General features: G+C 68.7%; 10 protein-coding genes. 3 read left to right on the top strand and 7 right to left on the bottom strand.

Annotation, left to right across the window (positions count from 1 at the left end; genetic code table 11):
* Positions 1–285 precede the first annotated feature (285 nt).
* Positions 286–1,860, bottom strand: a complete 1,575-nt coding sequence (locus C1925_RS07110) for a serine hydrolase (protein ID WP_108768282.1) — start codon at positions 1,858–1,860, stop codon at positions 286–288.
* A 110-nt stretch (positions 1,861–1,970) separates the two neighbouring features.
* Here C1925_RS07110 and C1925_RS07105 point away from each other — a divergent pair, with 110 nt between their 5' ends.
* Complete coding sequence (locus tag C1925_RS07105) at positions 1,971–2,414, top strand: VOC family protein (RefSeq protein WP_108768281.1); 444 nt, start codon at positions 1,971–1,973, stop codon at positions 2,412–2,414.
* On the top strand, positions 2,411–3,274 hold the full coding sequence (locus C1925_RS07100) for a DUF72 domain-containing protein (RefSeq protein ID WP_108768280.1): 864 nt from the start codon (positions 2,411–2,413) through the stop codon (positions 3,272–3,274). Before C1925_RS07105 ends, C1925_RS07100 begins: the two co-directional genes overlap by 4 nt.
* Here the strand turns inward: C1925_RS07100 and C1925_RS07095 are convergent.
* Complete coding sequence (locus C1925_RS07095) at positions 3,195–3,806, bottom strand: Pr6Pr family membrane protein (RefSeq protein WP_108768279.1); 612 nt, start codon at positions 3,804–3,806, stop codon at positions 3,195–3,197. The two genes, C1925_RS07100 and C1925_RS07095, sit on opposite strands and share 80 nt — an antisense overlap.
* Positions 3,807–3,885: 79 nt before the next feature.
* On the opposite strand from C1925_RS07095, the gene C1925_RS07090 reads away from it, so the two are divergent.
* Positions 3,886–4,833, top strand: a complete 948-nt coding sequence (locus C1925_RS07090) for a DMT family transporter (protein WP_108768278.1) — start codon at positions 3,886–3,888, stop codon at positions 4,831–4,833.
* Positions 4,834–4,842: 9 nt separating this feature from the next.
* Here the strand turns inward: C1925_RS07090 and C1925_RS07085 are convergent, their stop codons facing one another.
* The 5 genes from C1925_RS07085 to C1925_RS07065 form a co-directional block, all read right to left on the bottom strand.
* On the bottom strand, positions 4,843–6,003 hold the full coding sequence (locus C1925_RS07085; RefSeq protein ID WP_108768277.1) for an AAA family ATPase: 1,161 nt from the start codon (positions 6,001–6,003) through the stop codon (positions 4,843–4,845).
* Positions 6,004–6,118: 115 nt separating this feature from the next.
* Positions 6,119–7,189 carry a GGDEF domain-containing protein gene (locus C1925_RS07080; protein WP_108768276.1) on the bottom strand — a complete coding sequence of 357 codons (1,071 nt, stop codon included), beginning with the start codon at positions 7,187–7,189 and terminating at the stop codon, positions 6,119–6,121.
* Between the two features lie 88 nt (positions 7,190–7,277).
* Positions 7,278–8,000 carry a pseudouridine synthase gene (locus tag C1925_RS07075; RefSeq protein WP_079221222.1) on the bottom strand — a complete coding sequence of 241 codons (723 nt, stop codon included), beginning with the start codon at positions 7,998–8,000 and terminating at the stop codon, positions 7,278–7,280.
* A 34-nt stretch (positions 8,001–8,034) separates the two neighbouring features.
* Complete coding sequence (locus C1925_RS07070; protein ID WP_108768275.1) at positions 8,035–9,699, bottom strand: diguanylate cyclase; 1,665 nt, start codon at positions 9,697–9,699, stop codon at positions 8,035–8,037.
* Positions 9,700–10,020: 321 nt separating this feature from the next.
* Positions 10,021–12,435 carry an EAL domain-containing protein gene (locus C1925_RS07065; RefSeq protein WP_108768274.1) on the bottom strand — a complete coding sequence of 805 codons (2,415 nt, stop codon included), beginning with the start codon at positions 12,433–12,435 and terminating at the stop codon, positions 10,021–10,023.
* Positions 12,436–12,566: the final 131 nt, after the last annotated feature.

The raw sequence follows: 12,566 nt of genomic DNA, 5'->3' as shown, positions 1-12,566 counted from the left end.
ATTATCCCATGGACGGTGTGTGTGCCGCGCCCAGGTCGCGCCTGCGGCGCTGCCCCCGTACACCGGGGGCGGTAGTGCCGGCCGCTGGCCGGGTACGCGTCCGCGCATTCGCGCTGACGCTCCCACCGTTCGCTGCGCGAACCGCGGGCCCCACTCATCAACACCCTCACCCCCGCGCCTGCGGCGCTGCCCCCGTACACCGGGGGCGGTAGTGCCGGCCGCTGGCCGGCAACCAGGTGATCGGGCAACGTTCTTGGTCATGCCGGCCAGCGGCCGGCACTACCCTTACTGCTTGACCGGGGTGAACAGCAGGTCCTGGAAATCGAAGCTGAAATCGGTCAGGTCCGAGATCGACTGCATGCGCACTTCGCGCACCTTGCCGTCCGGGTCCAGGCTGAAGTTCACGAACGCATCGGCGTTGAGCGAGCGGTCATCCCAGCGCACGATGAAGGTGTCGTGCTGCCAGTGCTCCAGGCGGCCGGTCAGCTGCGCGGTCTTGGCAAAGCGCAGGCGCAGGCCCTTGCCCTCGGCCGACACCACCATGTCGCCATACCAGCGGTCACGGTAGGTGGCGGCATAGGCGGCCAGCGGCAGCGACGGCGTGCTGCCCTTGGCGCGCTCGGCCTGGTGCTTGGCCCAGGCTTCATCGGCCTTGTCCTGGCCCTTGGCCACGCCCTTGGCGTAGGCGTCGACCCAGTCATGCTTCTCGCCGCCCAGGTAGGCATCGAGCACGCTCAGGGTGATGGCATTGAACGCCGCGCCCGATTCCTGGTTGGTCAGCACCACCACGCCCAGCTTCTGCCCCGGCACCAGGGTCAGGCGCGAGACCATGCCCGGCCAGCCGCCGGTATGCCAGACCAGCTTCTGCCCACGGTAGTCGCTGAGGCTCCAGCCCTCGCCATAGCCGGCGAAGTTGGCGCGCGCCGGCTCCAGCTCGGGCACGCTCGGCGCGGCGATGGCCTGCGGCGTGATCATCTGCCACATCTCTTTCTGGGTCTTGGCACTGAACAGCGGCGTGCCATCGGCCAGCGCGCCCTCGGCCAGCTGCACCTGCATCCAGCGCGCCATGTCATGCGCGCTGGAATAGATGCCACCGGCACCGGCGTTGTTCGACCAGGTCAACGGCGCAACGGTGCGCAGGTCCTTGAAATCGTACTTGGCGTGGCCGACCGCTGCGTTGTCGCCGGCCTGCAGGTGGTCGGCGTTGTAGCGCGTGCCGGCCATGCCCACCTTGTCGAAGATGCGGTTCTGCAGGAACTGCTGGTAGCTCATGCCCGACACTTTCTCGATCACCTGCTGGGCGACCGCATAGAGGATATTGTCGTAGGCATAGCGCTCGCGGAAACCGCCCTTCAGCGGCACCTGGCCCAGCCGCTGCACCACCTCGGCATTGCTGTAGGAGGTGGTCGGCCAGAACAGCAGGTCGCCTGCGCCCAGGCTGAGGCCACTGCGGTGCGAAAGCAGGTCGCGCAGGGTCATCTGCCCGGTCACGAACGGATCGGACATGCGGAACGACGGCAGGTGATCGATCACCTTGTCGTCCATCTTCAGCTTGCCGTCCTCGGCCAGCAGGTTCAGCGAGGTGGCGGTGAAGGCCTTGGTGTTGGAGGCGATGGCGAACAGGGTATCGGCCTGTACCGGCGCCGGCTTGCCCAGCTCACGCACGCCCCAGCCGCGCTCCAGCACGACCTTGCCATCCTTGACCACGGCCACGGACACGCCGGGCACGTCGAACTGCGCGCGCACGCGCTCGATGGTCGCATCCAGGTCCTGCAGCTGCGCCGGGGTCGGCGCGGTCTCGGCCGCATTCGCCATCGTCGCGCAGGCCAGCAGCACGGCGCCTCCAATCCAGTTGTTCATCCAGCACCATCTCCGAACAGGGGTTGCGACCATGTGCAGGCCGTCACCGGGGTTTCGCGCGATGGTAACGGCCGTCGGCCGATCCTGCCCTGTGCCATAGGAGGGGTGTCATGGTCCACAGCGATCCATCCAGCACCGGTTCGACCATCATTCCGTGCCTGCGCTACCGCGACGCACGGGCCGCCATCGACTGGCTGCAGCGCGCGTTCGGCTTCCATGCCCAGGCGGTGTACGCCGAAGGGGAGGCGGTCTTCCACGCGCAACTGGTGTTCGGCAGCGGCATGATCATGCTCGGCTCGGCCAGCAACGGCGGTGAGTGGTCGAAGCTGGCGGTGATGCCCGACGAAGTCGGCGGCCGGCAGACCCAGAGCGCCTGCGTCATCGTCGCCGATGCGGACGCGCATTACGCGCGGGCCAAGGCAGCCGGCGCGCGCATCGTCATCGACATCGCCGACCAGGACTACGGCGGCCGGGGCTACGCCTGCGCCGATCCCGAAGGCTATTTGTGGTGGTTCGGCAGCTACGATCCCTGGCGCGCGGACCACGGCCAGTGACGCCCGCCGCGATCCGCTGCGGGATCGGCGGCTGGGTGTTCCCCGAGTGGCGCGGTGGCATGTTCTACCCCGTAGGCCTGCCGCAGCGCGAGGAGCTTGCGCACGCCAGCCACGCGCTGCGCTGCATCGAGATCAACGGAACGTTCTACCGCACGCCCACCGAAGCGCAGTGCGCGCAATGGGCGGCACAGACGCCGGACGGCTTCCGATTCTCGTTGAAGGCGCCACGCTACCTCGTGCAGCGCCGCGACCTGTCCTCCACCGTCGACGCGGCTGCGCCGTTCCTGCAGGCCGCGCTGGCGCTGGGTGATCGGATGGGTCCGCTGCTGTGGCAGTTTGACCCGAAGCACCCGGCCGATGCGGTGGCACTGGAAGCGCTGATGGCCGCGCTGCCGAAGACGCTGCAGGGCGTGCCGCTGCAGCACGCGCTGGAAGTGCGCAACGCGCAGGTGCATGGCTCCGACCTTGTCACCGCCGCGCGCCGTCATGGCGTGGCCCTGGTGATCGAGGACAGTGACGAGGCCGCGCTGCACGGCGACGTCAGCGCCGGCTTCATCTACGCGCGGATCAAGCGCAGCCAGGCGCGCCTGCGCGAAGGCCTGCCGCGTCCGCAGCAACAACGCTGGGCCGAACGTGCGCGGCGCTGGTCACGCGGCGAACCCGTGGACGACCTGCCCTGCCTCGCCGAACCGGCGGTGCCGCAGCCGCGCGAGGTCTACCTGCTGTGCATCGGCGCGGGCAAGGCACGCAATCCCGCCGCTGCGATGGCCCTGCAGCGGCTCAGCGACGGCGCCAGCGATCCAGCGCCCACAGCAGCGTCCAGCCCAGCACGAACACGCCGGCCACGCGCAGCACGTTGAGCGCGAACGCGGCAGGGCCGATCCGCTGCCATTCTAGGAAGGGATACGGGGCCTGCCCGATCAGCGCAGCCACCAGCATCGCCCAGCCCAGATAGGCCAGCGGCACCAGCAGCACCCTGCCCAGCGCGCGCCAGCGCAGGCTTCCATGCGGCAACAGCAGCAGCCAGCCGCCCAGGTACAGCAGCGGCACGGCGTAGTGCAGGCCCATGTCGACCCACCACTGCAGGCCGGTGGGCTGCCACAGCCCCTGCAGGGCCACCGCATAGACCAGGCCGGTCACGCCGATGCACAGCGCCAGCAGCGCCGCCGGGGTCGCACGCAGCGTTCGCCCCGACGCCAGGCGCAGGCAGCCCAGGCACACGGCCAGGTTGCTGAGGATGGTGAAGTAGCCGAAGAACCGCAGCGTCGCCGCGGCGATGCCCACGCTGCCACCGGGGCCGTTGACCAGCAACAGGTACTGCAGCAGCAGTGAGGTGGCGGCGACCAGCGCGGTCAGCGCGGCCCAACCCCGCAGCAAACGGTCGGCAGGCATGGCAGGGACTCCGTGGACGGAATGCAGCAGGCGGCCCTCACCATCGCCGGCCGCCCCGTGCTTGCCGCACAATACACGGATGACGCCCCCCGACACCCGCAAAGCGCTCTGGCAGATCCATTTCTGTGTCCTGTTGTGGGGTGTCACCGCCATCCTTGGCAAGCTGATCACCCTGCCCGCCCTGCCGCTGGTGTGGTGGCGCATGCTGCTGGTGGTGGCGATGCTGGCCCTGCTGCCGCGCGTCTGGCGCGGGCTGCGCACCCTGCCCCTGCGGCTGGTGGCCGGTTATGCCGGCATCGGTGCGCTGGTCGCCCTGCACTGGCTGACCTTCTATGGCGCGGTGAAGCTGGCCAATGCCTCGGTGGCCGCCACCTGCATCGCGCTGGCGCCGGTGTTCACCTCCATCATCGAACCCTGGGTGGCCAAGCGGCCGTTCCAGCTACGCGAACTCGCCTTCGGCCTGGCGGTGCTGCCGGGCGTGGCCCTGGTGGTCGGCGGCGTGCCCGATGGCATGCGCCTGGGGGTGCTGGTTGGTGCGCTGTCGGCGCTGCTGGTGGCGGTGTTCGGCTCGCTCAACAAGCGCATGGTCAGCCATGCCGACCCGCTGACGGTGACCGCGCTGGAACTGGGCGCCGGCACCCTCACCCTGACCCTGCTGGCGCCGGTACTGCCGTACCTGCTGCCGGCACTGGCCAGCCCGCTGTGGGTGGTGCCCGACCTGCACGACGGCATCCTGCTGCTGGTGCTGGCGGGGGTCTGCACGCTGCTGCCGTTCGCCCTGGCCCTGGTCGCCCTGCGCCATCTCAGCGCCTACACCGTGCAGCTGGTGACCAACCTGGAGCCGGTCTATGCCGTGCTGCTGGCGGTGGTGCTGCTGCGCGAACAGCATGAAGTGACGCCGTGGTTCTACCTGGGCGTGGCGATCATCGTCGGTGCGGTGTTCCTGCACCCGCTGTTGAACCGTCGCAAGCGGGTGCAGCACCCGGAGATCCTGGGCACGGCCGAGGCGCGCAACATCGCCGAGTGAGGCGCCGCCTCAACGCTGCGGCCAATGCCATGCGGGGGCATCCAACAACCCCTGGCCGCTCAACAGTGTGCGGCCCTGTTCCTTGTGCAGGTGCAGCGAGTGGCAGTCCGGCGCCTGTTCCAGTGCTGCGATCAGGCGGCTGGCATGCGACACCACCCAGACCTGGCTGCGCGCACTGGCAGCGATGATCAATCGCGCCAAGGCTGGCAGCAGATCTGGATGCAGGCTGGTTTCCGGCTCGTTGAGCACCAGCAGCGGCGGTGGCCGCGGCGTGTGCAGTGCAGCGGCCAGCAGCAGGAAGCGCAGCGTGCCATCGGACAGCTCTGCCATCGACAGCGGCCGCAGCAGGCCGGGTTGATGGAAGCGCAGGGCCAGTCGCCCATCGCCTTGCTCGAAGCTCACCCTCGCGCCTTGGAACGCATCGTCGACGGTGCATGCAAGTGCCTGCGGATCGCCGATTTCAAGGATCGTCACCCAAGCGGCGGCAAGATCGTGCCCATCATGGTGCAGCACCGGCGTGCGCGTGGCCATCGCAGGCTGCCGCGCGGGTGCATCAGCGTCGCTACGGAAGTGATCGTAGAAGCGCCAGCGCCGGATGTATTCGCGCAACGCAATGGCCTCGGACATGCGCTGCGGATCGCCGGCCTGGGTGAACAGGCTGTCGAACACGGACAGGCGATCGTCAACCATGTCCCACCCTGACCCACGCCGCCGGCGAAGCAGCACACCGCGCCGGTCCACCAACTGGGAGGCACTGCGCAGGAACGGGCCGGCCCAGATCGCCTCGCTTTTGATCTGCGGGTCCAACGCGAACGCGGACAGGCTGGGCGGCGGGTAGCCCAGGTCGATGGCGTAGCCGAATTCGTCGGTGGCAAAGCCAAGCTTCAGGCTGACCGACTCCTGGCGCGCGGTACCCTGCAACGGTATTTCACCCCGCAGCACGCGCGCATCGATTTTCTCCGGTCCTGCCCACAATGCCGAACCCAGCCCGCCCTCGCGGGCAAGCGCCGCGGCCACGCCTCCCTGTGCATTCTCAGCCAGCAGGCGCAGTGCACGGTACAGGCTGGATTTGCCACTGCCGTTGTCGCCGGTGACAACGTTCAACTGCTGCAGCGGCAACACGAGGTTGTGCAGCGAACGGTAGTGGGCGATGGCCAGGGTCTGCAGCATGCGCGGCGTCCTTGCAGGGGGGAACTCCATGGTGCGGCGTGGGCATCGCAGGGGCTGCGACGGGCCCGTCATCCGCACAGGGCGGATCGTCCGGGCCACGTCATGACGCGGTGCTCTAAGGCGCCAGTTCCACCCGGTTGCGGCCGTTGCCCTTGGCCCGGTACAGCGCCGCGTCGGCACGGGCCAGGGTCTGGTCGGTGGTTTCGCCGGCCTGGTATTGGGCCACGCCGATGCTGACCGTCACCGGGAAGCCCAGCGGCAGGTCGGCCACGGCCATGCGCAGGAACTCGCACTGCAGTTCGGCGGTGCGCAGGTCCACGTCCGGCATCAGCGCCACGAATTCCTCGCCGCCATAGCGCGCGGCCATGCCGCGGCCGGAGAAATGCGAACGCAGCAGCACGCCCAGCTCGGCCAGCACCCGGTCGCCGGTGGCATGGCCCTGGAAATCATTGATGTGCTTGAAGTGGTCGATGTCGACCAGGGCCACGCAGGTCTGCCGCGGCTGGCCATCGGCGCTGCTCACCGCGTCCTGCAGGGCGGCGGCCATCGCGCGCCGGTTCGGCAGGCCGGTCAGCGCGTCGGTGCGGCTCTGTTCGGTCAGGTCGGCGTTCTGCGCCAGCAGCACGTCGTGGTACTCGGACAGCAGGCGCTCGTAATCGTCGCGCTGCATCATGTGGCTCTGGATATCCCGCGCGAAGCGGCGCAGCTCCATTACCAGCATGACCTGGCGCGACAGCGCGGCCAGTGCCTCGGCCTGGCTGGCATCCAGGTACTGGGGCTCAGGATCGAACACGCACAACGTGCCCAATGGCTGACCATCACTGCTGATCAGTGGCGCACCGGCATAGAAGCGCACATGCGGATCGCCGGTGACCAGGGGGTTGTCGTGGAAACGGACGTCCTGCTGCGCATCCTCCACCACCATGACCTCTCGCGGTTTCAGGATTGCGTGCCCGCACATCGAATCGTCACGCGGCAGCTCGAGCGCCGAGGTTCCGTTGATCGACTTGAACCACTGCCGTTCAACATCGATCAGGGTGACCGCGGCCATGCTGGTGCCACACACGGCCTTGGCGATGACCACCAGGTCATCGAAGGACTTCTCGCGATCCGAATCGAGGATGCGGTAGCGGTAGAGCGCTTCCAGGCGCTGGGCTTCGTTGGCAGGCTTGTCGGGCTTGATCATGCAGCGTCATGTTCCGGCAGGTCACCGCCGAGTCTAGCTGATGCGGGCCGGCATTCCGTTCACCGGAACGGCCGGCCAGCCGCCGGCATTACCAGTCCTGCTGCTTGGGCAGCAGCCCGCGCAGTTCCTGCTCGGTCAGGTTGCGCCACTGGCCCGGCTTCAGCGCACCGATCTTGATGTTGTCGATGCGCACGCGGCGCAGCTGGGTGACGCGGTAATCGAACGCGGCGGCCATCAGGCGGATCTGCCGGTTCAGGCCCTGCTCCAGGGTGATGCGGAAACCGAACTTGGCGATGCGCGAGGTGCGGCACGGCAGGGTCATCTGGTCGTGGACACGCACGCCGCGGGCCATGCCGCGCAGGAACTCATCGGTGACCGGCTTGTTGACCGCGACCAGATACTCCTTCTGGTGGCCGTTCTCGGCACGCAGGATCTGGTTGACGATGTCGCCGTTGCTGGTCATCAGGATCAGGCCCTCGGAATCCTTGTCCAGGCGCCCGATCGGGAAGATGCGCTGCTCGTGGCCGACGAAGTCGACAATGTTGCCCTTGACCGAGCTTTCGGTGGTGCAGGTCACGCCCACCGGCTTGTTCAGCACGATGTAGACGTGGCGGCGGGCGCCGGGCTTGCGGGCCACGCGCACCTGCAGCGGCTGGCCGTCGACCAGCACGGTGTCCCCTTCGCCGACCACGGCGCCGGTACCGCCAGGGTGGCCGTTGACGGTGACCCGGCGGGCGGCGATCAGGCGATCGGCCTCGCGGCGGGAGCAGAAGCCGGTTTCGGCGATGTATTTGTTGAGTCGGGTGGTCATGGCCCCATTATCGGCCATCCCCGCCCCGCCCGGGTCACGCCGGCAGCAATGGATCGACGGTTTCGCCGTCGAAGACCCGGTTGCGACCGCTGCGCTTGGCCACGTACATGGCATGGTCGGCCCGCCGCAGCAGCGCGGCCAGGTCGTCCTCGCCCGGTCGCCACTGCGCCAGGCCGATGCTGGCGGTCACTTCCAGGCCCGGCACCTGCAGGTCCTGGCACAGTTCGGTGATGCGCTGGCGCAGCTGCTCCAGGCGGGTGGCGGCAAGCTCGCGCGGCATGCCCGGCAGCAGCAGCAGGAACTCCTCCCCGCCCATGCGCACCACCTCGTCCTGGTGGCGCACGGCCGCACGCAGGGCCTGGGCCACGGCCACCAGCACCTGGTCGCCGACCGCATGGCCGTGGCGGTCGTTGATGTCCTTGAACAGGTCGATGTCGAGGAAGCCGATGACCAGCGTGCCGCCCTCGCGCTGCACCCGCTGCAGCTGCTGGTCCAGCTGCTGCAGGCCGGCGCGGCGGTTGGGCAGGCCGGTCAGCATGTCGGTCTCGGCCAGCTGGCGCATCTCGTCGCGCTGCTGGCGCAGCCGGCCCAGGCGCTGGTTGAGCGCGTAGGCGGCCATCATCAGCAGCCAGGTGACGGCCAGCTGCAGCGCCTCCACCCGGTATTCGAACAGCCACTGCGCGCGGGTCGCATCGGCCACCACCAGCACCAGCATCGGCGACAGCGAGGCCAGCCCGGCCACGGCCCAGGCATCGCCGCGCACGCGCGCCCACACGCCCATGGCCAGCGACAGCAGGCAGCCGCCGACGAAGCAGGCCTGCAGCACCCGCGCCACCACCGCCAGGCTCTCCCGCTGCAGCCAGGGCACCAGCACGGCCACGCCGATCAGGCCCCACAGCAGCAGCTGCTGGGCCAGGCGCGAGCGCGGCAGCACGCGGTCACCGCCGTTGAGCCGCCACAGCGCGGGCAGCACCAATGCCAGGGTCGCCGCCGTCAGCGACAGCAGCCACCAGGGACCGCGATCGCCGATCGGCAGCCACGGTTCGGGGTAGCCACTGAGTCCGCCAAGGATGGACTGCCACAGCACCAGCACCACGGTGGCGGCGATATAGAACAGGAACGTGCGGTCACGCGTGGTCAGGAAGGCCATCAGCGCCGACAGCGCCAGGGCGATGGCCACGGCGATGCAGGCCGCGCGCACCAGCAGGCGAGCGGTGTCGTTCTGCTGCACGGGACTGGGCGCACCGAGCAGCAGGGTCGGCACCCAGCGCGCCTTCAACGGCCGCTGCCAGGACACCACGAACGGCTCATGGCTGCCGGCCGGCGGAACCGCGACCATGCCGATGCCGGCGCGGAAGCGCGAATCGCGGGTGCGCGCGTCGTGCATGTTGCCGCAGATCTCGCGGTCGCCATGCTTGAGGCGTACTTCGCCGGCGAACACGTTGAACACATCCAGCGCCTGCGGCTCGCCGGACCAGCCTTCGGGCGGCGCTTCGACGGTGACCTGCTGGCGGTCGCCGGACAGCATCTCCGGCGTGCAGGCGCGATGCGGGGTGGGCTCATCGGTGGCGGCGCCGACCAGCAGGTAATCGCGGCCGTTTTCGACCGTTCGCGCATGGCCGAGCCATGGCGCGGCGAGCACCATCAGCAACACGACCAGCACCGCCCCCGTTCCGTAACGCCACTGCCTGCCGACCACGCTACATCCTGATTCTGCTTACGCCCGCGCCCGCTGCGCGTCGCCCCTGGCGGGCATTATCGCAGCGGAATGAGCCAGGAATGTGTAGGCCAATGGTGGTAGTACGGCAGGGCTTGCAGCCCTGCACCTGCAGAAGCGGTAGTGCCGGCCGCTGGCCGGCAACCTCAACAGCAGAAGCTGGTTTTCTGAGGGTTGGCGGGGCGGGTCCGGTTGAGGGGGACGCCGTAAACCCACAGTGCCCCGCCATCCCACGGAATGCAGGCTTTTGACGTTGCCCTGAATTGAAGCAGGTGCAGGGCTGCAAGCCCTGCAGAAAACCCCCTACCCCGGCGGGCCCTGGGTGCCGACCAGCCGCACCGGCCGCTGGTTGGCCAGCGTCAACCGCTCCAACGGCTGCGGCCGCTCGATCGCATAGCCCTGCAGCCCCTCCACCCCCATGTCGGCCAGCGTCTGTGCCACCTCGGCCGTCTCCACCCACTCGGCCACCACTTCCATCTGCAGCTCGCGCCCCAGCTCGCTGATCGCCCGCACCGTCGCCCGGCTCACCGCATCGGTGTCCATGTCCCGCACGAACGCGCCATCGATCTTCAGGATGTCCGCCGGCAGCTGCCGCAGATACCCGAACGAGGACAGGCCCGAGCCGAAGTCATCCAGCGCCATCCGGCAACCCCGCGCCTTCACCGCGTCGATGAACGCCCGCGCCTGCGTCAGGTTGCTGATCGCCGCCGTCTCGGTCACTTCGAAGCAGAGCTTGGCCGCCAGCGCGCGGTTGCGCTCCAGCAGGTCGCAGACGAAGGCCAGGAAGCTCGGCTCGGCGATCGACTGCGCCGACACGTTGACGTTGCACAGGCCCAGTTGGCGTAGATGCGCCGGGCACACCTGCAGGTGGCGGAACAGCAGGCCAAGCACATGGCGGTCCAGCGCCATGGCCATGCCATAGCGCTCCACCGCCGGCATGAACTGGCCCGGCAGGTGCAGCGCGCCGTCGGCATCGCGCATGCGCACCAGCACCTCGTAATGCAGGTAGGCGGGATCGCCGACCTTGGCGATGCGCTGGGCATACAGCAGCATGCGGTTCTCGGCCATCGCGCGGCTCACCCGCTGCAGGCGTTCGGCCTCGTGCCGGCGTTCGTCCAGCGCGAGGCGGTCCTCGTTGAAACAGTGCACGCGGTTGCGGCCGGCCTGCTTGGCTGCATAGCAGGCGCTGTCGGCGGCACTCATCAGCCAGTTCACGTCGGGCGCATCGGCGGTCACTTCCACCACGCCGATGCTGCAGCTGAGCTGCGGGCTGCCCTCGCTGATCGGGAAGGTGGCCTGCCCCAGGTTGCGGATCAGCCGCTGCAGCACGCGCTTGGCCTCGTCCTGGCTGGCCCGGCCGAGGAACACCGCGAATTCGTCGGCGCCCAGCCGCCCCACCCAGTCACCGTCGCGCACCGCGCCCACCAGGTACTCGGCGAAGCCACGCAGCATCTGGTCACCTGCGGCGTGGCCGAAGCTGTCGTTGACCAGCTTGAAGTGGTCCAGGTTGATGTAGCACAGCGAATGCGTTCCGCCCTCCGAGCGGACCTGCAGCAGCGCGCGTTCCAGCAGCCGCTCGATCTCGCGGCGGTTGATCAGTCCGGTGAGCGGATCGTGGCTGGCGTGGTGCTCGATCTCACGGGCCAGCGCATGGTTCTGGCTGACATCCTCGATGATGGAGAACACCGACAGCCGGCCGCCGGCACTGCGCACGGCGGTGCCGCTCCAGCGGCCCCAGACCAGGCTGCCGTCGCGGCGGCGGAAGCGCAGTTCGCCCGGCCGCAGCTGGCGATCCCAGTCGATGCGACCGTCAGCGTCCAGCACCAGCTCGCCATCCATCAACAGGTCGCCGAGCGCCATCTGCTGCAGCACGTCGCGGCGGTAGTCCAGGATGTCCGCCATGGCCTGGTTGGCCTCCATCACCCGCCCGGCCGCATCCAGCTTCAGCATGCCCACGTTGGCCTGGTAGAAGGCCGCGCGGAAGCGGCTTTCATGCTCGGTCAGGTCCTTGCCGACCCGGCGTGCCAGGGCTACTGCCATCAGGGTGATGATCAGTACGGAGAAGCCGCCGACGATGAGTGTGGCGATGCGCACCGTATGTGCCATGCGCAGCAGGGCCTGGGAAAATGCTTCGGCCTGCGATTGCAGCTGCAGGTCCACGTCGTGCACACGCTGCATGTAGTGGTCGCGCACGCGGGGCTGCTGCAGTGATTGCGGCGGCACCTTGTCCAGTTCGTCGATCAGCGCCTGCATGGTCAGCAGGTGCGTGTCGGTCTGCCGCCACAACCGGGTGGCTTCACTGAACTCGCCGAGGTCGCGTGCGTAACGGAACGAGAAAATCAGCCGCGAGACGTCCCCGCGTGCGTTGCCGCCGCGCAGGAAGCCCTCGCGCGCCTTCGCCAGGTCCGGCTCGGGCTGTTCCAGGGCCAGGCGCGCATGCAGATCGCCCAGCGGCACCTGCAGGGCGCGCCGCGCATCGTCCAGATCATGCGCATCACCGCGTGCCAGATAACGGCTGAGCGCGGCGGTGGCATCCTGCTGGCCACGCGACCAGTGCCCTTGGCCCGCAATCCAGGCGGTGGACGCCGCCTGCAGCTCCTGGATCAACGCGGACAGGCCGACCAGTCCGATCGCCATGCCCGTCAGAAGTACAAACCGCACCCACAGACCACGGGTCATCGGTACCCGCCGCCGATGCTGCTCCTTGCCTCTACCCATCCCGGATCCCCCCGAATGTGCCGTGACAACCTCCTTGATCAACTATGCCAGCCTATGGCTGCCCATGTGTGGACCATGCGAAGCCGGACCACGGGAAGGCGGGCGGAGGGGATTGAATCGATTCAATCCCC

Source organism: Stenotrophomonas sp. SAU14A_NAIMI4_5, from assembly GCF_003086795.1.
Classification (GTDB): domain Bacteria; phylum Pseudomonadota; class Gammaproteobacteria; order Xanthomonadales; family Xanthomonadaceae; genus Stenotrophomonas.
This window is presented reverse-complemented; position numbering and strand designations above follow the sequence as displayed.

What these genes read in the sequence shown, in the direction of transcription:
- C1925_RS07110 (WP_108768282.1), bottom strand. Translation starts at nt 1,860, where the DNA reads ATGAACAACTGGATTGGAGGCGCCGTGCTGCTGGCCTGCGCGACGATG.
- C1925_RS07105 (WP_108768281.1), top strand. Translation starts at nt 1,971, where the DNA reads ATGGTCCACAGCGATCCATCCAGCACCGGTTCGACCATCATTCCGTGC.
- C1925_RS07095 (WP_108768279.1), bottom strand. Translation starts at nt 3,806, where the DNA reads ATGCCTGCCGACCGTTTGCTGCGGGGTTGGGCCGCGCTGACCGCGCTG.
- C1925_RS07090 (WP_108768278.1), top strand. Translation starts at nt 3,886, where the DNA reads ATGACGCCCCCCGACACCCGCAAAGCGCTCTGGCAGATCCATTTCTGT.
- C1925_RS07085 (WP_108768277.1), bottom strand. Translation starts at nt 6,003, where the DNA reads ATGCTGCAGACCCTGGCCATCGCCCACTACCGTTCGCTGCACAACCTC.
- C1925_RS07080 (WP_108768276.1), bottom strand. Translation starts at nt 7,189, where the DNA reads ATGATCAAGCCCGACAAGCCTGCCAACGAAGCCCAGCGCCTGGAAGCG.
- C1925_RS07075 (WP_079221222.1), bottom strand. Translation starts at nt 8,000, where the DNA reads ATGACCACCCGACTCAACAAATACATCGCCGAAACCGGCTTCTGCTCC.
- C1925_RS07065 (WP_108768274.1), bottom strand. Translation starts at nt 12,435, where the DNA reads ATGGGTAGAGGCAAGGAGCAGCATCGGCGGCGGGTACCGATGACCCGT.